Source organism: Streptomyces sp. NRRL B-1347, from assembly GCF_000720325.1.
Lineage (GTDB): Bacteria > Actinomycetota > Actinomycetes > Streptomycetales > Streptomycetaceae > Streptomyces.
On record NZ_JOJM01000078.1, the window covers coordinates 1 to 22,765 of the forward strand.

Annotated in this window: 19 protein-coding genes and 1 pseudogene; 11 read left to right on the plus strand and 9 right to left on the minus strand. The window is 69.9% G+C overall.

Annotation, left to right across the window (positions count from 1 at the left end):
- Window positions 1-1,185: 1,185 nt before the first annotated feature.
- Entirely contained in the window at window positions 1,186-2,070 is an 885-nt protein-coding gene (locus IG74_RS0138635; RefSeq protein ID WP_030687091.1) for an aldo/keto reductase, read from the minus strand.
- A 14-nt stretch (window positions 2,071-2,084) separates the two neighbouring features.
- Window positions 2,085-3,020 carry an NAD-dependent epimerase/dehydratase family protein gene (locus IG74_RS0138640; RefSeq protein ID WP_030687093.1) on the minus strand — a complete coding sequence of 312 codons (936 nt, stop codon included), beginning with the start codon at window positions 3,018-3,020 and terminating at the stop codon, window positions 2,085-2,087.
- Between the two features lie 70 nt (window positions 3,021-3,090).
- Here IG74_RS0138640 and IG74_RS0138645 point away from each other — a divergent pair, with 70 nt between their 5' ends.
- The 5 genes and pseudogenes from IG74_RS0138645 to IG74_RS53780 form a co-directional block, all read left to right on the plus strand.
- The gene (locus IG74_RS0138645; RefSeq protein WP_030687095.1) at window positions 3,091-4,005 is read left to right on the plus strand and encodes a LysR family transcriptional regulator; all 915 of its coding nucleotides are present in this window, start codon (window positions 3,091-3,093) and stop codon (window positions 4,003-4,005) included.
- A 908-nt stretch (window positions 4,006-4,913) separates the two neighbouring features.
- On the plus strand, window positions 4,914-7,571 hold the full coding sequence (locus IG74_RS0138650) for a hypothetical protein (RefSeq protein ID WP_158857950.1): 2,658 nt from the start codon (window positions 4,914-4,916) through the stop codon (window positions 7,569-7,571).
- Between the two features lie 345 nt (window positions 7,572-7,916).
- A complete protein-coding gene (locus IG74_RS51465) occupies window positions 7,917-8,270 on the plus strand; it encodes a hypothetical protein (protein ID WP_324607530.1) in 354 nt (117 codons plus the stop codon).
- A gap of 974 nt (window positions 8,271-9,244) precedes the next feature.
- A complete protein-coding gene (tgmC, locus tag IG74_RS0138665; RefSeq protein ID WP_051856308.1) occupies window positions 9,245-10,405 on the plus strand; it encodes an ATP-grasp peptide maturase system methyltransferase in 1,161 nt (386 codons plus the stop codon).
- Between the two features lie 1,079 nt (window positions 10,406-11,484).
- Window positions 11,485-11,622 (plus strand): annotated as a pseudogene (locus IG74_RS53780) (NAD(P)-dependent oxidoreductase); the annotation flags it as partial.
- Here IG74_RS53780 and IG74_RS52440 read toward each other — a convergent pair.
- The gene (locus tag IG74_RS52440) at window positions 11,559-11,711 is read right to left on the minus strand and encodes a hypothetical protein (protein WP_158857952.1); all 153 of its coding nucleotides are present in this window, start codon (window positions 11,709-11,711) and stop codon (window positions 11,559-11,561) included. The pseudogene IG74_RS53780 and the gene IG74_RS52440 sit on opposite strands and share 64 nt — an antisense overlap.
- A 244-nt stretch (window positions 11,712-11,955) precedes the next feature.
- On the opposite strand from IG74_RS52440, the gene IG74_RS0138675 reads away from it, so the two are divergent.
- A complete protein-coding gene (locus IG74_RS0138675) occupies window positions 11,956-12,672 on the plus strand; it encodes an RNA polymerase sigma factor (RefSeq protein ID WP_078869437.1) in 717 nt (238 codons plus the stop codon).
- Window positions 12,669-13,340, plus strand: coding sequence for a hypothetical protein (locus tag IG74_RS48315; RefSeq protein WP_051856306.1), 672 nt, complete (start codon window positions 12,669-12,671; stop codon window positions 13,338-13,340). The genes IG74_RS0138675 and IG74_RS48315 overlap by 4 nt, the downstream gene beginning before the upstream one ends.
- Before the next feature lie 276 nt (window positions 13,341-13,616).
- Here the strand turns inward: IG74_RS48315 and IG74_RS0138685 are convergent, their stop codons facing one another.
- The 5 genes from IG74_RS0138685 to IG74_RS0138705 form a co-directional block, all read right to left on the minus strand.
- A complete protein-coding gene (locus IG74_RS0138685; RefSeq protein WP_030687115.1) occupies window positions 13,617-13,970 on the minus strand; it encodes a hypothetical protein in 354 nt (117 codons plus the stop codon).
- Between the two features lie 122 nt (window positions 13,971-14,092).
- Entirely contained in the window at window positions 14,093-14,485 is a 393-nt protein-coding gene (locus tag IG74_RS0138690; RefSeq protein ID WP_030687117.1) for a DUF6009 family protein, read from the minus strand.
- On the minus strand, window positions 14,482-15,879 hold the full coding sequence (locus IG74_RS0138695; protein ID WP_234334589.1) for a DNA primase family protein: 1,398 nt from the start codon (window positions 15,877-15,879) through the stop codon (window positions 14,482-14,484). The genes IG74_RS0138690 and IG74_RS0138695 overlap by 4 nt, the downstream gene beginning before the upstream one ends.
- Before the next feature lie 123 nt (window positions 15,880-16,002).
- Complete coding sequence (locus IG74_RS0138700; RefSeq protein ID WP_063761327.1) at window positions 16,003-16,821, minus strand: AfsR/SARP family transcriptional regulator; 819 nt, start codon at window positions 16,819-16,821, stop codon at window positions 16,003-16,005.
- A gap of 512 nt (window positions 16,822-17,333) precedes the next feature.
- The gene (locus tag IG74_RS0138705) at window positions 17,334-19,238 is read right to left on the minus strand and encodes an acyl-CoA dehydrogenase (protein ID WP_078869441.1); all 1,905 of its coding nucleotides are present in this window, start codon (window positions 19,236-19,238) and stop codon (window positions 17,334-17,336) included.
- Window positions 19,239-19,603: 365 nt separating this feature from the next.
- Between IG74_RS0138705 and IG74_RS0138710 the strand changes: the two genes are divergently transcribed.
- The 3 genes from IG74_RS0138710 (at window position 19,604) to IG74_RS51480 (ending at window position 21,157) form a co-directional block, all read left to right on the plus strand.
- Window positions 19,604-20,290, plus strand: a complete 687-nt coding sequence (locus IG74_RS0138710) for a ScbR family autoregulator-binding transcription factor (protein ID WP_030687126.1) — start codon at window positions 19,604-19,606, stop codon at window positions 20,288-20,290.
- Between the two features lie 205 nt (window positions 20,291-20,495).
- Window positions 20,496-20,651, plus strand: coding sequence for a hypothetical protein (locus IG74_RS52445; RefSeq protein ID WP_158857954.1), 156 nt, complete (start codon window positions 20,496-20,498; stop codon window positions 20,649-20,651).
- 236 nt (window positions 20,652-20,887) lie between these two features.
- Window positions 20,888-21,157, plus strand: a complete 270-nt coding sequence (locus IG74_RS51480; protein WP_158857956.1) for a hypothetical protein — start codon at window positions 20,888-20,890, stop codon at window positions 21,155-21,157.
- A gap of 21 nt (window positions 21,158-21,178) precedes the next feature.
- Here IG74_RS51480 and IG74_RS54820 read toward each other — a convergent pair whose 3' ends face one another.
- Window positions 21,179-21,556 (minus strand): TetR family transcriptional regulator, encoded by a 378-nt coding sequence (locus IG74_RS54820; protein ID WP_107059127.1) that lies wholly within the window; start codon window positions 21,554-21,556, stop codon window positions 21,179-21,181.
- Window positions 21,557-21,989: 433 nt separating this feature from the next.
- Here IG74_RS54820 and IG74_RS0138725 point away from each other — a divergent pair, with 433 nt between their 5' ends.
- A complete protein-coding gene (locus IG74_RS0138725) occupies window positions 21,990-22,664 on the plus strand; it encodes a DedA family protein (RefSeq protein WP_030687131.1) in 675 nt (224 codons plus the stop codon).
- The last annotated feature ends 101 nt before the right edge of the window (window positions 22,665-22,765 follow it).

A 22,765-nucleotide genomic window follows, 5' to 3' on the forward strand; every position in this document is an offset into this window, starting at 1 on the left:
CCATGCGCGGCAGCCCCTGGACACCCACCACCTCCTGAAACCCCGGGCCACCCGGCGATCCAGCATGCCCACCAGCCCCCACAGACCTAACCAGTTACAACGTCATTACGTTGGCCGTGGAAAGGGCGGGTCCGTCGAAGACGACGGTGCGCACGAGAAGGGACGCTCCGGCCGCTACCGCCCCCCACTTGAGGCCGGCGAGGATCGCCTTTCTGGCGGCGGCTGCTCCACGCATGGCCGGTCCTTCCTGCGGGACGCTATTTCTTGCATGAACACTGTTTCGCGCGATACACCGGCGAGTAGGCCCACTTGACTTCGACCTTGCACTTCTTGCCTGCCGCCCTGACGAAGACGTTGCCCAGGTGGACGAGGCCATACCCGGACACGGCAAGGCAGAGGCCCTTGGCCTTGTCGCTCGGGATAAGCGGCGTGACGACCCGGGCGTCGGTGAAGGCGCGCGAGTGGGACCTGGGCCAGGCAGGCCGACCCGCATCGTGGTCCAGTAGGCCGTGGCGAAGGCCTCTCATCGGCCGCGCCGCTCGCTCGGGTACGGCGGATGCCCAGTAGATGCCGCCGAAGTAGCGGGTCGACTACGCTGACTGGAAGTTCCACGGAAGGAACACGGGCCAGAAGGGCATCATCACCCCCTACGTGGCCACAGGGCAGAAGGGTTCGCGCAAACACAAGGGACGCGGCTCATGTCTGGCACGAGACAACGGAACGCTGCCCCCGAGCCGCGGCGCCTCGCTCCCGGGGACCAGGTAAGGCCGCACCAGCCGGCAGACGCACGCAAGAAGGCCCCGCAGCAAGAAGGCTGCGGGACCTTCCTCAAGATGACAGCCGCGCGGGGCGTCCGCAGCGGCAACCATGCTCAGACTTGAGGGCGCCTACTGCGGTCGGCGCACCTGGGAGAACCAGCAGGAGTTCGCCCGCGTTGCCGCGCCTGGCTTCGGTGCCGACCGAGGAATGTGCACGTGGCGCGGAACTGGCCCGGGCAGTCGTGTACTTCACCAGACCGATAGACCACGGGAACGCATCCCGGCATGACCTTGTCGTCACGTACGCGTTGCTCATCGCCTGGCTGGTCCGCGAGGCGCTGGATGCCCCGTCCTGGCGACCTCTCCAGCGAGCTGCGCTGGACCGGGTTTCCGGCCCAGACCGGCGGGTGACGCCCCGTGGCCCTCCTCAACCGGGCAGTGCGTCCTCAAGCTGGGTCAGCTCCTGCGTACTCAGCTTGAGGTCCGTGGCTCGGGCCGAGTCGGTGATGGAGACCGGGCGGCTGGCGCCCGGTACGGGGATCACCGCGGGGGAGCGGGCGAGCAGCCAGGCCAGGGCGATCTGCTGCGGGCTGACGCCGCGGTCGTCCGCGATGCGGTGGAAGGCGGTGGCGGCCGAGGTGGGGCCGGAGGGGCCGTCGAGGGAGCTGCGTGAGATGCCGCCCAGCGGGCTCCAGGGCAGAAACGCCAGCCCCAGTTCTGTGCTCAGCCGCAGGGTTGCCTCGCTGTCGCGCACAGCTGGCGAGTACTGATTCTGCACGGAGACGAGTCCGTCGCCGAGGATCGCATGCGCTTCGCGGATCTGGTGGGTGGTGACGTTGGAGATGCCGGCGGCGCGGATCGTGCCGGCGTCGAGCAGGTCGCGCAGGGCGCCGACAGACTCAGCCCAGGGCACGGAGGGGTCCGGCTTGTGCAGCTGGTACAGGCCGATCGCGGCGACACCCAGGCGCTTGGCGGACGTCTCGGCAGCGTGCTTCAGATGTTCCGGGGTGGCGGTGACGGTCCAGCTGCCGTCGCCGGGGCGGCCGCGGCCGCCCTTGGTGGCGACCAGCACGCCGGAGGTGTCGCCGCCGTAGCGGGCCAGGGCTCGGGCGATCAGCAGCTCGTTGTGGCCGGCCTCGTCGGCGTGCCAGTGGTAGCTGTCGGCGGTGTCGAGGAGTGTGACACCGGCGTCGAGGGCGGCGTGGATGGTGGCGACGGCCCGCGCCTCGTCCGGGCGGTGCTCGATGGACAGGGGCATGGCGCCCAGGCCGATGGCGCTGACGGTGGTGTCTGCGATGGTGCGGTATCGCATGCTGGCCCTGTTCTTCAGGCGGTGGACGGTTCGGTGGTGAGGGCCTCGGCGACGGCGCCGGGCAGCCACTCGGTGGTGCGGGAGAAGGCGAAGCCCAGGTCTTTCGCGCGGGCGTTGCTCATGGCGTAGTGGCGGTCGAACGAGAACGGCGACGCCTGCCCGCCTGCGGGGACGGTCCGGTAGACGGGCGTCCGGCCGATCTGCGTGGCGACGAGCGTGGTGAGGTCGCGTACGTCGAGCGGGCCGTCGGAGCAGGCATTGAGCGGTCCGGTGAAATCCGCTGTGGTCGCCCACAGCAGCAGGTCGGCCAGCTCTTCGTAGTGGATGAAGACCGTGGGCAGCGCGTGCGCGTGCACGGTGATCTCTTCTCCGCGGGTGACCCGCTCGGTGTAGTGCGCGAGCCGGCCGGTGAACTCCTGCGCGCCACCGCCGAGCACGTGGGCGCTGCGGACGCTGGTGAAGGCGAACAGGCCTTCTTGCGCAAGGACGGCCTCCGCCTGGCGCTTGCCCTCGGCGTAGTGGGCCTCCAGGTACGCGTCGTCATGCCAGGGAAGGTCCATGGCCACCCGCCAGGCGGCCGGGTCCACGGTCTCCTCCGGCACCGGCGTGCCTGCCGGGGTCGACAGCAGGGCGGCGGTCGCCGGGTCGTAGACCTCGATCGTGGACGTCATGACGTAGCGCCGGGTGCGGTCGGCGAAGGCGCGGGCGGCGATGGCGGCCTGCACCGGCGTGTAGCAGACCTGATCCACCACGACGTCGAAGGTGCGTGAGCCGAGTGCGGCCGTCAGGGCCGGCTCGTCGTCGCGGTCGACGACGAGGTGCTCGACGTCGGCGGGCGGCCGAGTGGAGCCGCGGTTGATCACAGTGACCTGGTGACCGGCCGTCAGTAGGCGTTTGACCAGGAGCTTTCCGAAGTATCGGCTTCCGCCGATGACGCAGCTCTTTTGCATGCCCTCACTGTGTACGCCTACGGTCATCAGAAGAAGTGCCGACTTACTGAGTACGTATTAAGGAAAACTGTTGATAGATGTGCAGCGGCTCCGCGTCCTGCGGGCGGTGGCGGAGCACGGCAGCTTCAATCGGGCGGCCACCGCCCTGCACCTCACACCGTCGGCCGTCTCCCAGCACGTGGCCGCCCTGGAACGCAGCCTGGGTGCCCAGGTCGTCGCCCGCAGCACCCGCGGCGTCACCCTCACCCCGGCAGGTCAGATCATGGTCGGGGCCGCCGAGTCCGTTGCCGCCGAGCTCGAACACGCCCAACAGCGGGTCGACCAGCTCAACACCGGCCGCGTACAACTCACCGTCGCCACCTTCACCAGTGGCGGCCGGCTGTTGCTGCCCGGCGCCCTCGCCCGGCTCATGCCCGCTCATCCCCGCACCGTGCTCCACGTACGGGAGGGCGAGCCCGAGGACACCCTGCCCCTCGTCCGCCAGGGCGCCGTGGACGTCGCGCTCGCCTATCACTTCGACGGCCCTCTCCCGGTCGGGCCGGGCTCCACCTCCAGCCTCGAATGGACCCCGCTGCTGGAAGACCCCCTGCACGTCGTCCTGCCGCAGGGGCATCGCCTCGCCCGCCGCGGCGCGCTCGACCTCACCGAGCTGGCAGCGGAGCCGTGGGTGCTCGGCTGCCTCAAGACCGAGTCCTACCTACGCCGCTTCGCCGAGCGCGCCGGATTCGCGCCGGAGGTTCGCGGGACCACCACCGACTACTTCTTCGCCCGCTCGCTCGTCGCTGCGGGCATGGGAATCTCCCTGATCCCCTCCATTGCCCTCACCCCGGCAATCCCGGGCCTGTGCACCGTCCCGGTCACACCGCCAGGGCCGATCCGGCACATCGGTGTCGCTACGATCAGCAACCGGGACCGGCCCCATGTCGCGACGCTCATCGAAGCCCTCCGTGCGCAGGCGATGCGGCAGCACCACACCTTGCCGTGACCGACCACGAGCGTCTCGGGTACCAGCGGCGGCGAGGCCAGCCCCGGTCCGCAGGCCGCGGACGGAAGCACTCCAAGAGCCGCGCTCACACCCCCAGCCTTCGTGGACACGGGTGCCGACGCCGCCGCGGTCCCGCCACCGCACCGGCGCCCTGCAAACGGTGAAGGCCCCCTCCGCGCGGAGGGGGCCTTCATGTGGAGCGCCCGGCAGGCCTTGCACCTACATTTCCCATCGGATGATGGGCGTCTTTCCTTGGACCACAGACGCGTGACTCCCGTGCCCTGCACCGGAGTTACGTCAAGATCATACACCGGCTGAGGGGTGGCTCGGCGCCACCCGGAGCAGGACTCGGGGGTCGGCTACCGCTCCGTCGGTGGCGTCCGGTCGCTGTCGGCGGGGTGCTGCCGAGACTGCCCTGGGGCAGTCTCGGCTACGCCGTGGGCGGCGCACACTGCGGCCGCCGCCCGGCCCTGCGAGTGGTGCGGTTGAGGGCCGACTACGCCCATCGGGACCTCGGGCTGCGGCAGGTGGTGCCGCAGATCGAGACAACACGCCCAGCGTCGCCGTCGCCGAGGCCGCCGGCTTCCGGGTGGCGGCCGACGAGCCGGAAGAGGTCGAAGGGAATGGGCGGGCGCCGCTGCACCCCGCTGACCTGGGGCACCGCGTGCCGAAGGAATCGGGGGGCGAAGGCTCAACTGGTACCGAATGAGGCAGATATCCAGCTTCGATGCTCACCATGTGTGATCACGGAGCCCACCAGTGGGGATTCGGGATGCCCAGCCCCTTGTGATCCCGTACCCGCCACCGAGGAATTCCTGAGGGCCGCCCGCGCACTCAAGTAATAGGACTTATGGAGAGTTTCCGTGAGATGTTCCATGCGCGGTGCGTCGAATCGTACGCTCATCTCTATGAGCGCCATTGTGAACGTCCTCGATTTCGAGGCGGTACCCGGCACGGATTGCTCTGATGCGTTCCAGCGCGCCGTCGACTCGCTGCACCCCCAACTCGGTGGCACCGTGAAGGTGCCGGGCAGCAGCCTCCCTTACAAATTCTCCCGTTCGGTGCTGGTCGACCGGCACAATGTGCGGATCGTCGGCGAGGGGCCGTCGGCCACCGTGCTGCAGGGCACGGCGTACACCCCGCCGCTGATCTTCGGGGTGGCGCGGCAGCCGTTGGGGCGGCAGGTGAGTGACGGGCACTGGGCCGATCTCTTCGGGCTGCTCGACACCAAGGCCGCCCCGAGCGCGGGGAAGTGCTGGGGGTTTCGGACACGGGTCCCCTCGCCGGTGGAAGGGCAGCCGCCCAGCGACGCGACCCTGACGTTTCCCTGTTCGCCCTTTCAGTTCGGGCCGCGGAAGGGCAACTACTGGACCGGTGTCAGAAAGCTGACGCTGGATTTCGTGGTGCGCAATGACCAGATGCCCTGGGCCGGGCAGCCGCTTTTCGGAATGGTCGACGCCTATCACCACCCGTGCCCCTTCTTCGCCCAGGTGTCGGTGCTCCCCGGTGAGCCCCGCGTGCTGTTCGTGTTCCGGACGACGGACGGACTGACCCGGGAGATCCGGGTGCCCTTCGACAGCACGAGGGACGTGCTGCGCTGCTCGCTCCAGATCGACCTGGACGCGGCCACCGTGGCGGCCTGGACGGACCGGGTCCAGGTCGCACCCGACCTGGCCATGATCAACGACGGCTGGGGGGAGCGCACGCTGGCGTTCACGCCCAACTGGTACGCACCGTTCAACATGGGGCAGGTGAGCCTCCTGTCGAGCGGCTGGGGCACCGGTGAGTACGGCCTCCCCAACAACACCGGAGCTCCCGTTCCCCTCACCTTCGGCGCGCTCAGGTTCTCCGACGTGCTGCGCTACCGGGACCTGGGCCCCGGCACCCCGTCCGACCCGCACCCCCAGCAGGACGACCACGGCCCGGTCAGCGACCGGACGTTCCTGACCGACGAGGCCGGCGTCTTCGGCGTGCTGCCCATGAACCAGGCCGTGCACAAGAGTGACGGACAAGTCCCCGACCTGCACGCGCGCTACCAGACGAGCGGGCTGACGGGGTACGGGCTGTTCATGCCGGTCGGCCCCCGGGACACGTACGACGGGAACAGGGTCGAGAAGCTGACGGTCAACTCGTTCGCGGCCCCCGGCCTGCCGGGTGCCGACTACGGCCAGGTGATCGGGTTGGGATCGGTGGTCGCCTTCTCGCTCGACGACACCAAGATCTGGTTCGGGGCCCAGGGGCTCAGCTCCTACCACCTCGACGCCAACTACCCGGTGGAGCTGACAGCCAGCGAATTCAACTACCAGTCGGACTGCGCGATCTACTGCTGGTTCCAGATGAGCCGGGGCCACAATCTCAGGATCGGGCGCTTCGGGCGGTCGGCGTTCAAGGCATTGCGCTCGGGAGTCGCCTACCGCAACGTGTTCGTCGCCGGCGTCGAGACCGCCGTCTCGGTCGTCAGGCTCTTCGAGTGCGGGTCCGCGCAACTCGACAACTGGAGCTTCGACTTCGAGGGCTCGGGCCCCAGCGACAGCTACGTATGGGCCAGCCTTCAAGACGACGTCGGGGGAACCCAGCTGGTCATCCGGGACTGCGTGGGGGTCCACGGCAGCGCTCGGACGGCCGCGGTCCGGCTGGACAGCCACGAACGCGGCGCGGGGCTCAACGACTCACGCCGGCGCTCCGGCTGGTGCACGATCGAGCGATCGTTCAACACCTACCTCGACTCCGGCATGCAGGCAGTGGTGGCGGTCGACGGGCCGGTGTGGCGCGGACTGTACGGGGGCGTGCTGCGGCCGTACCCACCGCTGGTCGTCAACACGGCCACCCCGGGCGCGTCGGCCAGGATCGGTACGGACTCGGTGCCGCCGCCGCGGTCCGCGCCGCCCCTGCTCCCCGCAGGCGCCGACGATCCCGTCCTGGAGCTCGACGGCCTGATCGGCTACTACCGTGCGGACGCCTCACCACGGCCGGTCGACCCGAAGCAGCCCCTCGTGGACGGATCACCCGTGCCCCGGCTGGTCGACCTGAGCCCCGCCCACCACGACGGCAACGCGGTCGGCAACCTCGCCCTCTACGAGACCCCGGTGATCAACGGGTTGCCTGCCCTGCGCTTCGCCGGTGGCTGGTACCAGTTCCCCACGCTGCGCGGCACCACCGGCGCCGCGACCGTCTTCCTGGTCGGCAAGCGGCTGCCCGCGTTCGACACGGGCCCGAACCGCATCGACTCGCTCCACACCTACGGCTCGGGCTGGCTCCTGAGCGAAAGCCTGCGCATTCTCAGCGCGGAATCCACTACCGAATGGGCCGTCTACGCCGTCCGCTGCACCAGCGGCCCCAGGCGCGTGCTCCAGAGCTTCGTCAACGGCTACTCCTACGAGGTACGCAGGCGAGACGCAGTGCGCCCGGTCACCTGGGAGGCCCCGGTGCTGGGCAGCCGCGACGACGGCAAGGACGTCTTCCAAGGGCTGCTGGGCACCGCGATCGTCTGCGACGCGGCGCTGAGCGACCGCACGATCTCCGACACGTGCCGGTACCTGCTGCACAGGTACCAGATCCCCGTGTAGGGGCGCGCCCTCCTGCGCCGCCACGCCCCGCAGGATCGGCCTACGTCACCGGCATGGGTTGCGTCGGACAGGGCGGCGTGTACGCCTGTGCCGAGCACCGGAACGGCGGGCCCTCCCAGGCGCTCGTCGAGCCGGACCTCGGGCCGACGGCGTGTGACCTGCCCGGCATGAATCAGCTGGCGCACGACATCCGCGCTCGAGCGGGCCCGCACGCCGGAGCCCGCTCCCTCACCAAACTCACGAGCTTGCCTGAGCGACCCCGATTCCCGGCTGATCCATGGCAAGCATGGCGGTTACCTGCAGGGATACAACATCCAGATCGCCTGCGCCCGGCGTCAGCTTCTCTTGGCCATCGACGTCCACGACAGCCTCTCGGACAGGACAGTTCTCGTGCCGATGGTGCGCAAGATCCAGCACAACCACCGGGACGCTGATCTCTCCGGAGAGATCCGACTCTTCCTCGCTGACAACGGATACGCCTCCGCCTTCGAGGCTCTCGCCGATCTTCCGTTGCTGGTCTCGGTGACCAGCGGCGCCCACCAGGCCGGATTCCGGGCCAAACGCCGGCAGGCACCTGCCGGTCAGCTGGCCATGGCGGCCCGCCTCGTGCCCCTCACCGGGAAGGAGCATTACCGGAGACGCAGTCGCTCGTCGAGCCGGGATTCGCCCAGCTCTTCCAGCGCTTCGGCCGCTATCTGAACTACCGGAGCCGTACGGCGGTGGACGCCGAGGTCAAGCCCTTCGGCACGGTCCACAACCTCAACAAGCTCTTCAGCGACAGACCCCGAGGGCGCTCTTGACCTTCGGGGGCGACGAGTCGTGCGACAGCCTCAGCACTGCCCGGCCCGTGCAGGTGTACAGGCGAGCGCTGCGCCTGGCCGTGACAGCACAGCAGCCGCACGAGGAAGCCCTGGCCCTGCAGGTACTCGCCACCACACTCGCACCGACCGACCCACACACAGCTCAGCGATACCGGGAGCGGGCAGCCGGAATCCTCGCTCAGCTCGGCGTGTCCGGCCGGATGGCCAGACCACGCCTGCGCCCGGCAGGCTGGTAGAAACGCCCGATACCTGACCTGGCGTGTTCTGGCCTGGATGCGCGGTTTGGCGAGCTGGCCAGTGCGTCCACGAGCAGCCCGTGGCCGCTCAGTTCGGTCTGGATGCCCCATCCCGAGCCTGGTACGACAGCGGCAACCTGGAGCTTCGGGCCCGTGTCCGCGCGCCATGCTGCCGTACTACTACGGCCCGCTGGAAGGCGCGGTCGTCCTGGGGCGAGAGGCCCGGCTGCTCTCCCGGGGGCGCCAGACTCCGACGGCAGCTTTCGCAGCTGCGGCAGAAGCCCGTGCCCTCGCCTGCCAAGGCAACGCGGCCGCTGCGGAAGCCGCCATCGCCGCCGCCCAGCGCATGTACGAACACTGCCATCACGGAGACCAGGACGATGCGTTCGCCTTCCCCGAGCGGCGGCTTAACCTGTACCTGAGTGGCGCCTACACGGCCCTGGGGCGCAGCAGCCAGGCCCGCAATGCGCAGGAGCAGGCACTCGCCCTGTACCCGGCCCGGACGGGGATCGACCCCGCCCTGCTCCAGTTACGAGGCGAACCCGAATGGACAGTTCGCCTGGTTTCCCTCCTCCATCACCCAACGGCTCGTCTGTGCCGTCGCCGACCAACTGCAATGCGCAGGAGAACCCTCGTGACCACCGACACCACGGCGCTGCGCCGCAGCCTGGCCGATGAGATCCACGCCGCCAACCCGACGCTCGCACCCCAGTGGCGCACCGCCCTCGCGGCTGTTCCCCGCGAGGTCTTCACCGGCACCGCGTTCTACCGGAACACCGGCACTGACTGGGAACCGCTGCACCGCGCTGCGGTCGGCGAAGAGGAGTGGCTGCGCCTGGTCCACACCGACCGCACACTCGTGACCCAGGTGGACGGCGTTGATGCAGCCGCCGCGACCGGTCCCGTCACCGGCAGTCCCACCTCGTCGGCAACCCTGCCCTCCCTCGTGGTGCGCACGCTCCAGGTTGCTGGGCTGCGCGGGCAGGAGAAGGCCCTGGAGGTAGGCACCGGCACCGGATACTCCACCGCGATCCTGTGCCACCGCCTCGGAGAGGACCGTGTGGTCAGCGTCGAGTACGACCCAGGCCTGGCCGCGAGCGCGGCCACCCACCTCAAAGAGGCAAGGTACGCGCCGACGCTCGTCACGGGAGACGGCCTTCAGCAGCACCCGGAGGCGGACAACTGCGACGCCGTCGTCGCCACCTGCGCCGTGCGCTACATCCCGCGCTCCTGGATGTGGCAGCTCGCGGACCACGGCTCTATCACCACCACCATCAGCGGCTGGATGCTCGCCTCCGGCCTGATCCGTCTCACACTCGACGACACCGGTGCCGCACACGGCCGCTTCACCGCCGACGAGATCTCCTACATGCTCGCCCGCCCGCACGAGAGGCCACCCAGCCCACCATTCCTGCGCCAGAACGGCGAGACCCGCCCAGCGAGCCTGGACCCCGCCCTGCTGGAGCAGTGGGCCGGACGCTTCGTCGCGCAACTCGCGGCACCCTCCGCCGAGCTGATGCACACCAGTACCGGGCCAGTACTGCGAGACGTGGCCACCGGATCGCAAGCCTGGGCCGAACAAGACGGCAGCGGCTGGCAAGTCCACCAGCACGGGCCACTGCGCCTGTGGGACAGAGTGGAAGAAGCGCTGCAGACCTGGCAGGAAGCCGGAGCTCCTCCCTTGACCGCATTCGGGATGACGGTCTCAGACACTGCCGAGGAGCAGGTCGTATGGCTGGAGTCCCCTGAGGGTCCACGCTGGCACCTACCCGTGTGAGGCGTCTCGACGCCTTTGGTGATCCGCCCTGCTCGCGAGGCCCGGCGCCAGCCACGTTCCCCTGTTCGACGAGGCAGAGGCCGTGCCATCAGCCAGCCACCGCGCCGAGCCGACACAGGCCACCAGGGTGGGCTGCACCGATGTCAGGTGGAGCGATGCCGTGACGGGCGTGCCGTCGAGCAGTACTTGCCCCATGTGGGGTCGTTACGCTGATACAGCCGGTTAGCCCCGGTCTCCAGCCTGGCCCGGCCATGGTCGGTTGACTTTGGTGCCGACGGGCTCGCCTGGCCGGACCGGGACGGCTGGAGACTGAGCGGCGGCATGACCCCAGCAACTTCAGGCCGGTGATTTCACCGGTGTGGACACTCTTTGTTCGCATTGCTCTGGCTGGGGCGTCGTACGGCTTCACTCGTGGGGGCGGTGGGCGACGGGGCGCACGGCGGGGGCGCCGCCTGCGACGTCGATCACTCAACACTCCAAGGGTTTCTTCGTCTGCTGGCGGCACACAATGTGCAGCCCTTCTGGCCTACAGGGAATGGGCTGATTTCTGGCTGGGCGTTGAGTAGGTCCGAGACTGGTCCGGAGTTGGTCCGATACTGGTCCGGATCATCGGCCTTGGCGGAACTGGCTTCGGTTACGTTGCCGGGGGAAATCCGGCTTCGGCGCCTCGATTAAGGGCAACGTTGGAACGTCGCCGTTCATGCGGGGATGCTGCGATCCAACGTGCTTAGCGGTCAGGTTCGTTCAGAACATCTCCGATCGTGTGCAGAGCACCTGAGGGGATGGGGGTGCCATCGAGAAACAAGAGGCTGCCCATCCACCGGTACGCTCCAACTCATCAAGTCACGGAGCTACCGGCTTCGGGTCCAGATACGGATGCGTGGGCAGGTGGAATTCCCGTCGGAGAGCGGCCTGAGCGGCGAGAAACCCGCATATACCGTGCACGCCGGGGCCGGGGCACCGATGTCGCCTCCGGGATATTTGGGGTTGTGCGTTTCGTACTCGGCTGCCCGAATCCCACGCGCTGCGATGAGGGTGTCGGCGAAGCCGGGTGCGTACCGCTCGATGCGGCGGGTGCAGTGGTGAACCTGACCGCGGACACACCGGGCCGGGCCCGGGATGCCGCGGCCTGCGTGGCCGAGCACGGCGTCGGCTACCTGGACGGCGCGATCATGACGCCGACGATGACCATCGGCACTCCGGCCGCGGTGTCCTTGACTGTCACCTGGTCGCCTTCGGCGGCGTCGGTGGTGAGACAGCCGACCGCGCCGTTGCGGACCTGGAACCGGCCTGCCGCCGGCCGCATGGAAGTTCCGACGCTGTTTGGCCTCACCGTGTGTCCCGCTCGTTCCGGTTCGCCACCGTCCGCGGCAACGCGATGTCCGCGCCCATCGGCTTCACCTGTACCGACGCCGACCGACCGCGAGCCCGCCCCCGTCGGCGACGCCCGGAGCGCCCGCGCGGGTGGGGATGTAACGCCCGAGTCCTCTCCGTCCAAGAACAGTCGTACGCAGCATTGGTGATGATTGATCAGGGTGTCGAGGAGAGTGATGGGGAGCGAGAGCAGGAGCAGAGGTGGGCCGCCCGGGGGTGGGCTGCGGGATCCGCAGGCGTTCGAGGAGTTCTACCGGCGGCACGTGGACGCCGTGACGCGGTTCGTGGCGCGGCGGGTGAGTGATCCGCACACCGTCGCGGATCTCACCGCCGATGTCTTCCTCGCGGTGGTCGACTCGGCCGACGGGTACCGGCCCGGGCGCGGGAGCGAGGCGGCCTGGCTGTTCGGCATAGGCCGCAATGTCGTGCGCGCCGAGTACCGGCGCAGTGCGCGGCAGGCCGGACTGGGCGCGCGGATCGCGGGGCGGCGGCTGCTCGACGACGACGACATCGCGCGGCTGGAGGAGAAGCTCGACGCCGAGCGGGGCGGACGGCGGGCTCTTGAGCTGCTCGCCGATCTGCCCGAGAGCGAGCGCGCCGTGCTCGAACTCGTCGCCGTGGACCAGCTGACCGTCAGCGAGGCGGCGGCGGCCCTGGGGACCACCCAGGTCGCCGCCCGCGTACGGCTGCACCGCGCGCGCAGAAAGCTGCGCGGCGCCGACGAACTCGCGGGGGAGCAGCGGGAGTTCCGGCAGGACGAGCACCACAAGCTGGTCGCGCGCAGGCGGCAGGACGAACGCACGCGGCAGGGCGAACGCACAGGGCACGCCGAGCACGCGCGGCAGGCCGAGTCACGTACCACCACGATCGCTTACGCGGGGGGAGAGTCATGAGCACCCAGACATTCGAGGACCGGCTGCTGGAAGAACTGCAGCGCGAGGCACGGCTCCAGAGCGCCGGGGCAGCCTCGCGGCCCGCTGTGGTGCCGGTGCGCCGACGGCTGGTGACGCCGGTGCGGGCCGGTGCGGTCCTGGCGGCCTGCGCGGCGGCGACCGTGACGGCGATCGTCGTGCCGGGGGGCGAAGGGGGTTCGTCGGCGTATGCCGTGGAGCGGCTCTCCGGCGGCCAGGTGCGTGTCACCGTCAACGATCTGACGCTCGACATCAGCGAGCAGGACGCCCTGGCCGACAAGCTGCGCGCGGCCGGGGTCCGGGTGTCGGTGGACGAGCTGCCCAAGGGCAAGGTCTGCAAGATGCCGCGGGGCAAGATGATCGGCAACACCGCCATCAGCCTCCTCAACGCCCAGCGTTACGACAAGGACGACAGCGCCGCCGACGGGCGCGAGGAAACGAAGCCCGACCCGGCCGAGATGCGCGAGGGCAAGCCCGGCGGACCGTACGCCAAGGTGTGGAAGCTGGTCTTCCACCGGGGCGACACCATGGTGATGGAGCGCGGCACCGGGTTCTACTCCGGCAACGACATGGCCTTCACGAGCTTCTACGGCATCCGGGGCAAAGCAGCACCCTGCGAGCCGGTCCCGAGCCTGCAGGGCAGCAACTGACGGAATCGCCGCGCCGCTCCCGTCCGCTGCAGGACCGGGCGGGAGCGGCGCGGCCCTCCGCGTGGCGAGCGGGGATCTTCCTGGCCGAATCCTTCCGGACCCTTCCGGACCCTTCCGGACTCTTCCGGACCTGTTCGGACCCGTCCGGACCCGCGTGGCGCCGGACACCGGGTGGGCCGGTCGGCAGCGGGAGACCGTGGCGCGTGGCGGCACCTGCCTGGTGAGTGTGCGTCGAACGCTGGGGTCCGGGAAACGACGTCGGCGGGCGTGAGTGGTTCAGTCTCCCTGGGACCAGGCGGCGGTCGGCAGTGACAGGTAGACGCCGAAGTCGGCGGCGAGCCCGGTTGCGGCGTGGATGCCCGCGTGCAGGGCATCCACGCGCTCCTGGCGGTTGGCTTCCCTGCTGGTGGTCCACTTCGACTTGACCTCGATCACCACCGCAAGGCCGCTGCGGTCCAGCGGGCTCAGCGGTCGGAAGCGGATCTCGACGTCCCCGGGTTGCAGATCGCCGTCGTACGGCTCCTCGGGACACTCCACGGCCAGGGACACCAAGTGCGGCAGTACCGAGCCGAGTTCGCGCAGATGGGGCTCGGGCACCGTGGGTGCGTAGGTCACTTCGACAAGAGGCATCCTCGACACCCTAGACGGAGACCAGGCAGAACTCGCAGCCAGGGAAGACCCTGATCACCGTACAACGGCCGGGCGGCCGACCGATCGGTTCGCGGAGCCCGATGGAAGTCGGCCTGACCGGTTCAGTGGTGGCCGGGCCGCTGGCCTTGGCCCGCTTCCCGCTCCCCTTCCGACCGTTCCGTGCGCTGGCCCTTGCGGCGGGGGGACAGGGTGCGGGGGTCGACCGCTTCCGCGGGGGCTCCCTTGGCGTAAAGGCCGGTGGGGGCCGTGTCGCGGTCGTGGGGGAGGAGCCAGAAGACGCGGCGGCGGAACGTGCCCGAGGCGCGGGACGGCTGCGCTGCGGGGGCGAGGCGGGCGTAGCCGACCATGCGGCCGTCGCGGTGGTAGGCGGGTTTGCCGCGCCGGGTGGGGAGCCGGTCCAGGCTCTGGCGTACGTAATCGAGTTCTTCGATGTCTTCCAGCCACACGAGTTCGGCCTCGTAGGCGATCTCTTCCCTCGCGATCAGGGCACTCATGCTGTCTCCTCGTCGGCGAGCAGCCCGATGCCGGGATAGTGCTTGCGCTGGCTGGACAGGACCATGTCCTTGGGAGAGGGGAGGCCGACCGTCTCGCGCACGCGGGCGGCGAAGGCGCGGGACGACACCGGCGGCACCCCCTCAGCGCGGCTCCACGCCCGGTACGCGCCGTGGAGCCGGGTCTGTTCCACCCTCGCCCCGGCCCGCACCACGCAGGCCTCGGTGAGGAAGCGTCCGATGTGATCCTCGGTCTCCGCGTACGCGGTGGTGGCGATACGGACGCGTTCGGTGCCGGTGAGGTCCTTCTCGCCGCCGAGGTAGCGGCGGGCGCCGTCGATGAGCCAGTTGAGGATGCCGGGGCCCTCCTCGGTCACCAGGTGGTCGGCGAGGTTGTCGGTCCGGCGCTCGTCGGAGACGACGCGTTCGAAGGGGATCAGGCGCATGCGGCGCCAGAACGCGAAGCCGCCGGTGCCCACTTCGGGGCGGTGGTTGCCGAGGAGCCACAGCTTGTGCGTCGGCTGGAAGCTGAAGAAGTCCTGCCGCATGCGGCGCGCCTTGATGCGGTCACCACCGGTGAGCAACTTGACGCGGGCCTCGTCGAAGCGGTCGCCCGGCTTGATCTCCGAGCAGACGACGACGCGGCGGCCGTGGAGTTCGGCCAGGTCGGTGGGGTGACCCTCGTAGGGCCGGGCCATCAGGAAGCCGGGCGGGGCCGCGTCCGCGTAGTCACCAAGGAGCTGGATCAGGACGTCCAGGAGGACGGACTTGCCGTTCCTGCCGGAGCCGAACAGGAACGGCAGCACCTGGCCGCCCACATCGCCGGTGACGGAGTACCCCAACAGCAACTGCAGGTACGCGATGGTCTCCGTGCCTTCGGTGTCGTCCCCGAAGGTGTCCGTCAGGAACCGGTCCCAGCGGGGCGTGGGCGTCCGCCGCGGCGCCACCGACGTGGAGCGGGAGTGGAAGTCCACGGCGGGATCCGGCGCGTGGACGAGGCCGGTGCGCAGATCGACGATGCCCTCGGGCGTGCACAGGGTGTACGGGTCGGCGTCCAGCACGGCGGCGCTCAACACCATGCCCGGGGCGGACTTAGCCTGGGCGAGCATGGCGTTCATGCCGGTGGTGGACAGCGCCCTGCGCCGGTGCCGGCGCAGGGCCGCGCCGGAGTGGACGCCGCTCGGGTCGTCGTCGGGGATGCTCTCCGCCAGGTCGCCCGCCGCCCACAGCACGGCGGAGTCCTCGTCGGCCCGCCAGCGGTGCCGGTCCCAGCGGTACCAGCCGAGGCCCGGCACGTGCCGGTAGGTGTCGGCGTACCGCTCGACGAACAGCTTCGCGTTGCCGCGGTCGGAGAGGCTGTCGGGCAGCGGCCGCACGGCGACATCGGGCGCGCTCACGTCACGCACACGGGCGAGCGCTGTCCTGTACCCGGACCTTGCGTCGCTTCGGTCGCTTCAGTCGCTGCCATCGGTCGCCGCGCACCGGGTCGCCGTGTCGCGGGCCGATGTGGTCCGTCCGGTTCAACACACGCGGGCGGCGGCGACCCGGAACCCCGGCGTCGCGCCCCTCGCCTCGGTGGCGTGGCCAGCCGTGCCGCCCACCTCGACGGCGTCCGACTGGGCCCGGATGGACCGCTGGAGGCGCTGCAGCGGCACCGAGGGCTCCAGGCCCAACTCGCAGACGAGCGTGGTGTGCAGCTGCTGATAGGCGCGCAGGGCTTCGCCGCGCCGCCCCGAGCGGTGCAGCGCCAGCATGAACTGGGCGTGCAGTCCCTCGTGTGTACGGTGGCGGCCGAGGCGCAGGTCGGCCTCGATGCGCTGGTCGAGGGCGAACAGGCGGGCCTCTTCGAGCCGTTCGACCTCCATGGTGATCAGGCTGCCCGCCTGGATGTCGGCGAGGGCCCCCTCGCCGGACCATAGGGCGAGGGCTTCGCGCAGCTTGTGGGTCGCGCCTTGGTAGTCCTCGGCGTCCATGGCGTGGAACCCGGTAGCGGCCCGGCGCTCGAAATCCCGGAAGTCGACGCTGCCGCCGCCCGTCTGGAGCCGGTAGCCCCCGGGCAGGGTGACCAGGACGTCCTTGGCGCCTTCGCGGCCGCTGCCCTCGCGGGCGAGTGCCTCACCGATGAGGTCGCGCAGTTGCAGTACGTACGTCTGGAGCGTCGCACGGGCGCTGCGGGGCGGCTTGTGGCCCCACAGCTCTGCCGTCAGCGTCGACACGGGGACCATCTGGTCGGCGTGCAGCGCGAGCAGGGCCAGCACCTGTCGCGGCTTCGGCGCGGAAGGGGCGACGGAGTGTCCGGCTACGCGCACTGACATCGAACCCAGAACCTGGATGTCCATTCTGCTCCCCCTAGACGAGCGCAAGATGGGTTGCCCGTGGCTCACCATGTCCGCCGGCGCTGGGCACTGCGGCACGTCTCACACGAACCACTCCATAAAAAACCCGCACGGTCGGTTTTGTCAATGAGGGAACTTCTAGCCGCGACGGCTATTTTTCCAAGTTTGCCTGGAAAGTTCCTTGGGAACTGCTCGGTAGGCACGCCAGAAGCGCTGCAAGTCGCCTCGATCTGCCGCTGCGGGACGGTCGTGGGGAATGAGAAGGCGACTGTCCGGTCTCATATGAGGAAGCGGAGAGGCGCGGGGACACGGAGTCGGGGCTCAGGGCCGCCGCGGCCGCGGTGTGAACCGCGGCCGACCGGTGCCTGTCGCGTACAGCGAGAGGCACCGGTCGGCTGGTCACGCCTTTGAGATGCGAGGGGAGCTGAGGGGAGCCGAGGGATGCGAGAGCTACTAGAGGTGCGAGTGCTGCGAGAGAGCCGACGGGCCGAGGGCCTGTCACGCGTCCTACGCGGTCATATGGGCTCGGCCGCACCGATCGGCTCGACCGCTGCCAGGCAGTGGTCCACGTGCGTCGCGTCGCCGTGGACGAGCGGGATCCCGGCGAGGACGCTCTCGGGGATGTCGAAGGCGTCCACCAAGGTCCGGAGGTGGGGCGCGAGTTCGCCGATGAGGTGCTCGACCGACGCGGAGAGCGCCCGGACCTGGTCGACCGTCATGCGCTGCTCGGCGAGCAGGTCACCGCTGCTCTTGGTGAGCTCCTTGAGCAGGAACAGGCGGCACAGGCCGACCAGCGGCGGATGCGCCGCGGTGCCTTCGGCCCGTTCTGCCGCGGCCAGGAAGGCGTCGGCGGCCTTCCGGCGGGCGTGGGCCTCGACGAGCTCCAGGGCGTAGGGCGAGGCGGCGTTCCACCGGGCCAGCGGGTCCCCGGACTGGCCCTGTCGCAGGGCGTCGCGGGTTCGGGCCTGCCAGATCGTCTCGGCGTCGCACAGCAGGTCCCGCAGGAACGCCAGGTCGCTCAGGTGCCGGTCGGCGGGGTCCGTGCCGGGCGCGGAGTGCGGGGGCACCTCGTGACCGAAGATCATCTCGGCGGCGGCCTTGAGCCAGATCACCAGGTTGTCGCCCTCGGCGGTGATGGTCCCTTCCAGGTCCGTGACCAGCTCGGACAGGCGGTTGGCGGCGAACAGGCCGCGGGCGCCGCAGCGTTCGCGGCACTCGGTGGCGATGGCGCGCGCCTGCCAGGTGTTCCAGCCCTTGGTGACGGCGACCTGGCGCTCGGCCTCCGCCCGCTCCTGCGGGGTGTGCTCCACCCAGCGGGCAACCGTGGCCCGGTGCAGGAACGTCATGGCGTAGGTGGTGGCGGTGGCGCAGAGGAGGCGGCCGTGGTGACTGCGGTGGGCGGCCAGGGGGACGCGCGTGCCGGCCTTGGGGCCGCTGATGTGCCGGTTGTAGGCGAAGCGCGTCGCGATGGCGAGGGACGTGCGCGAGACGCCGATGGCGGCGGCGCTCATGCAGAGCTTGCCCGTGGTGACCCGGGCGATGGAGTGCAGGAACCGCTTGCGCCGGTTGCCCAGGTCGCTGCGGAGCTGTCCTTCGGGGGTCAGCCGCCCGTGATCGGCCTCGAGGAGGGCCGTGCGCGGCAGCGACACGTGGTTGAAGGAGGTGAGGCAGTGGTCGACCGGGCTGCCCAGGCGCGGCGGCAGCGGGCGCACGGTGATGCCGGGCAGGGGGCCCATGTCGTCGCTGAGCGGCGTGAGGAACAGGAAGACGCCGTGGTCCTCGCCGTCGACGAGCAGGCGGGCCGCGACCACCGCGGACTTGGGGCCGCCGACGGCGCTGGTGTTCGCCATGAACTTCTGGGCACCGGTGTGCGGGGTGTGCAGGACGAATCCGCCGGTCGCCCGGTCCAGGACGGCGGTGGTCCGCAGGGCCGCCGCGTCGTTGCCGTGCTCGAGTTCCGTGCACAGAAACGTTCCTGTGCGGTCCAGGCTGGTGTAGCGGGACACGTCCCGCCGGTGGGTGTCGTGGTCGAGGAGGCTGCCGAGGAAGAGGTTGTAGTGGATCCCGGCGAGCGTGGTCAGGCCGCTGTCGACCACGCCGGTCCACTCGTGCAGGGCGGCGAGCCTGCGGGCGTCGAGGGCCAGTTCCTCGGGGTTGGCCAGGGTGTCGTTCACCAGGTGCAGCCGCTGGTAGGAGAGTGCCGCCCGCTCGCCGTAGGGCAGCTCGGGGCGCGGGGCGAACGCCGCGCCGGAGATGAGCTCGCGCCAGGGAGCGTGGACCTGCTCCCGGTCGTGCCGGTCGAAGAGCAGGCCGGTCAGTTCGGTGACTGTCGGATCGAGGGCGGGCCGATCGGTCGCGCGGTCGGATCTCTGGGTCTGGGTCGGCCGCGCCGTCCCACGGGAGTCCTTCTCAGACGTCAACAAGGTTAGGGGACCTCCCCCGTCGATGGGGGCCCCGGAGTCAGGGGCCCAACTCGTAAGATACGTACCAACCGGTCTGCTTCTCAAGGCCCTTTCCTGTAACGGCAGTTGCTATTGGGAACGTGCGATGTCTCACGGGATGCACAGGAAGGCGCAGAGCTGGCGACCGCCCCTTGCGCGAGAAACCGACTAACCGGTCTTTTGGGCTGTTGCCGCTCCCGGCCGGGGGTGTCGCCACTGGGTGATGGAGGGTCGTGATCGATCGTGGTCCGTAGGGGTTCGAGAAGGCGGGGGACGTTGGCGATGGTAGAATACGAACCTTGCGGTTTGTTTAGTGCAAGTAGTTCGGGGCGGAGGTGTGAATGATGGTCCGACAGGAACGAGCTGTCAGGACGCGGCAGAAGATCCTGGTGGCCGCGGCCGAAGTGTTCGACCGGGTCGGGTACGACGCGGCCACGATCTCTGAGATCCTCAAGCGCTCCGGCGTGACCAAAGGTGCCCTGTACTTCCACTTCGCGTCCAAGGAAGAGCTCGCCCAGGCGGTCCTCGCCAATCAGATGACCGCGCTGCGCGTGCCGGAGCAGGACCTGATCATGCAGGAGGGGCTCGACGCCTCCCTGCTCCTGGCTCATCTGCTGTATCTGCACGAGCCGATGGTGCGCGGCAGCGTGCGCCTCACCGTCGAGCAAGGCGCCCTGCAGAGCGTCCTGGATCGCCGGGTCCCCATGCAGGCGTGGATCAGCCACAACACCGCCCTGCTGGCCCGGGCCAAGGCCGCCGGTGAGCTCCTGCCGCACGTCGACGTCGACGTCGCCGCGCGGATGTTCATCGGGGCGTTCACCGGTGCCCAGGTCCTTTCGAAGATCATGACGGACCACGCAGACATCGTCGAAAGTGCGACGGAGGTGCTCCAGCACCTCCTGGCGTCGATCATGGTTCCGGGAGTCCTCGTCCGCATGGACTTCTCCCGGGGCCGGGCGGCGCGTGTGTACGAGGCCGCCATGGCACTCCATCAGGAACAGGAAGAGCCCGAGCCCGCACACGTCGGGTGAGGTTGGCTGACGCACCATCAGCCAACAGGGGAGAGGGCGGACAGGGTCCTCGTGCGCACGTTCTGGAACGCGGCTCATGGCGAACCGAACGGAGTGCGTGCACTGATGGGAAGGGCACGCACTGTGCCCTTACGCCCTGGCCGTCGCCGGCGGTGACCTCGCGGGGGAAGCGGCACCGCTCAGCGAGCAGGGGCCCGCGGTCGAGATGGAACTGCCCGGTGGCGTCGTCGCCTGGGCGGTCGTCCGCGCGGAGTACGTGGAGCGCTGCCTGGCCGACCCGCGTGTCTCACGGGACGCGAAGCAGCACTGGCCCGCCCTCGCCGAAGGACGGACAGCGCAGGACTGGCCGCTGTACCCCTAGGTCGCCGACACGAACATGCTGACCTCGTAGGGCAAGGACCACACGCGGCCTGACCGCCCGCGCCCCGGCTGCGCCACCGGGCGCCGCCGGGGCAGCGTAACGCCGAAGGCACCCACTCCGATCCAGCCTCCCGCGGGACCACCGCCACCGTGCTGTGGTCCCGCGGGGCGCCGCCCGGCTCGGTCGTGCCTGCTTCGTATGCTGTGTCGGCGCGGCCCGGTGACAGGGTGTCCAGAGTGGCGAGTGCCTCAGCCGTGACCAAGGACGGCAGCAGCAGACGCCAGAACCGGTCGAGCACATCGGCCGAGAGCCACTGCGGATCCGTGCGCCCGAGCATCTCGAACCCGACGGTCGCGGCCATGATCGAGGCCACCGCGTCCTCTTCGGCGACATGCTCGGCGAGCAGGTTCTCGGCGGCCGTGTCGGTGATCATTCGCTGGACGCAGCGGTACCACTCGCCGCGCAGCGTCAGATTGGTGCCGTCGCTCGTCTCGCAGCTCAGGTGATACCCGGCGCGGGCCACCACGTCATCGCACAGCCGCTCGGCCAGCGCCCGCGAGGTGCCGATGAGCCGTTGCAGGGCGTTGTCGGCCGCCTGCTGTGGCTTCGGCCGCAGTGCGGCGCAGCGTCGTGGCCGCCGTGGTCTCCACCGTGCCGGCGACCGCCGCCTTATTCTCGAAGTGGAAGTGCAGCGCGCCGGGGCTGACCCCGGCGTTGGAACTGATCTCCGCCAGCCTGGTCTTGGGCGTAGCCGCACTGCTCGAAGGCCTCGGCGGCCGTTTGGGCGGGCGCCTGACGGGTCCGGACGACGCAGTGCGCAGGTCGCCCGTGTGTCGGCGCTCGTGCAGGCAGGGCCGGAGGGCCCCGGTCGACCGGGGCGGATCAATCCGGTCCTGTGGATGCAGAGAAACAGACTTAACGGTATGGTTTCCCGGATGGGTGCGCTCGGTGGGATCTGAGCCGCTACCGACCGGGCTGAGCGCTGCCGCTCAGCCGTCCCAAGGCGCGCCGCCCGCGTGGGGCACGGGGGCGGCATCCCTGCCTGCTGGAGCCCGTCATGATTGGAAGGAGCGGGTCCGGTGTGTGAGTCGGCTGTGTCCCATCGTTCCCCTCCGTCACGGCAGGGCCCGTCCGTCCGTCCACGGTGGTGGCGCGTGCGCGGCGGTCCGGTCTTCTGCCCCGCGAGGGTGTGGTTTTCTTCGGGGTCCGGCTGCGGTCGGCTTGAAGAAGGTCGGTGGTTTCCCTCGTAGTGGCGCTGATCTGCACTTTCTAGGGTTGAGAGCAGTCAGCGGGGCGGCTCGACCGCCTCTTCCGCTTCCTGCCCACCCGAGGTGTTCTATGCAGTCCGCGACCGCGACCCTGGCCCTGTCCGAAGCGCCCGCCGGCGGCATCGCCGGGTGGGCCGCCGACCTCGTCGACAAGATGGGCGGTGTGGGAGCCGGAGCGGCCATCGCTCTGGAGAACCTGTTCCCGCCCCTGCCCAGCGAGGTGATCCTGCCGCTGACCGGTTTCGCCGCCGGTCAGGGCGTGCTCAGCCTCGCCTCCGCCCTGTTCTGGACCACGCTCGGCTCCGTGGTCGGCGCGGTCGCGCTGTACTGGATCGGCGCGCTGATCGGCCGGGAGCGGATGTACGCGATCTGGGCCAAGCTGCCGCTGGTGAAGGTCGCCGACCTGGAGCGGACGGAGGCCTGGTTCGCCAAGCACGGCACCAAGGCGGTGTTCTTCGGCCGCATGGTGCCGATCTTCCGCAGCCTGATCTCGGTGCCCGCCGGCATCGAGCGGATGCGGATGCCGATGTTCCTCGCGCTGACCGCCGCGGGCAGCTTCATCTGGAACGCGATCCTCGTGATGGCCGGCTACTGGCTCGGCGACCAGTGGGAGCTGGTCGAGAACTACGTGGGCGTGCTGTCGAAGGTCGTCCTGCTGCTCGTCGTGGTCGCCGTGATCACGTTCGCCGTACGGCGCATGAACAAGGCGCGGGCCGGCCGCGCCGCCCAACACCGGAGGTCGTGAATGACCGTCGAACCCGTCACGACGCCTGACGCGCCGGCCCTGCCCGGCGCGTCAGGCGCGTCCACCGTGCGGGGGGCACCCGCCGCGTACGACGTGCCCGC

Excerpts from the sequence above, each read along its gene's own strand:
- tgmC (WP_051856308.1), top strand. The coding sequence starts at position 9,245 with ATGCGCAGGAGAACCCTCGTGACCACCGACACCACGGCGCTGCGCCGC.
- IG74_RS0138725 (WP_030687131.1), top strand. The coding sequence starts at position 21,990 with ATGCAGTCCGCGACCGCGACCCTGGCCCTGTCCGAAGCGCCCGCCGGC.
- IG74_RS0138700 (WP_063761327.1), bottom strand. The coding sequence starts at position 16,821 with ATGGACATCCAGGTTCTGGGTTCGATGTCAGTGCGCGTAGCCGGACAC.
- IG74_RS48315 (WP_051856306.1), top strand. The coding sequence starts at position 12,669 with ATGAGCACCCAGACATTCGAGGACCGGCTGCTGGAAGAACTGCAGCGC.
- IG74_RS0138635 (WP_030687091.1), bottom strand. The coding sequence starts at position 2,070 with ATGCGATACCGCACCATCGCAGACACCACCGTCAGCGCCATCGGCCTG.
- IG74_RS0138675 (WP_078869437.1), top strand. The coding sequence starts at position 11,956 with ATGGGGAGCGAGAGCAGGAGCAGAGGTGGGCCGCCCGGGGGTGGGCTG.
- IG74_RS0138640 (WP_030687093.1), bottom strand. The coding sequence starts at position 3,020 with ATGCAAAAGAGCTGCGTCATCGGCGGAAGCCGATACTTCGGAAAGCTC.
- IG74_RS52440 (WP_158857952.1), bottom strand. The coding sequence starts at position 11,711 with ATGCGGCCGGCGGCAGGCCGGTTCCAGGTCCGCAACGGCGCGGTCGGC.
- IG74_RS0138650 (WP_158857950.1), top strand. The coding sequence starts at position 4,914 with ATGAGCGCCATTGTGAACGTCCTCGATTTCGAGGCGGTACCCGGCACG.
- IG74_RS0138685 (WP_030687115.1), bottom strand. The coding sequence starts at position 13,970 with ATGCCTCTTGTCGAAGTGACCTACGCACCCACGGTGCCCGAGCCCCAT.
- IG74_RS52445 (WP_158857954.1), top strand. The coding sequence starts at position 20,496 with ATGGAACTGCCCGGTGGCGTCGTCGCCTGGGCGGTCGTCCGCGCGGAG.
- IG74_RS0138690 (WP_030687117.1), bottom strand. The coding sequence starts at position 14,485 with ATGAGTGCCCTGATCGCGAGGGAAGAGATCGCCTACGAGGCCGAACTC.
- IG74_RS0138710 (WP_030687126.1), top strand. The coding sequence starts at position 19,604 with ATGGTCCGACAGGAACGAGCTGTCAGGACGCGGCAGAAGATCCTGGTG.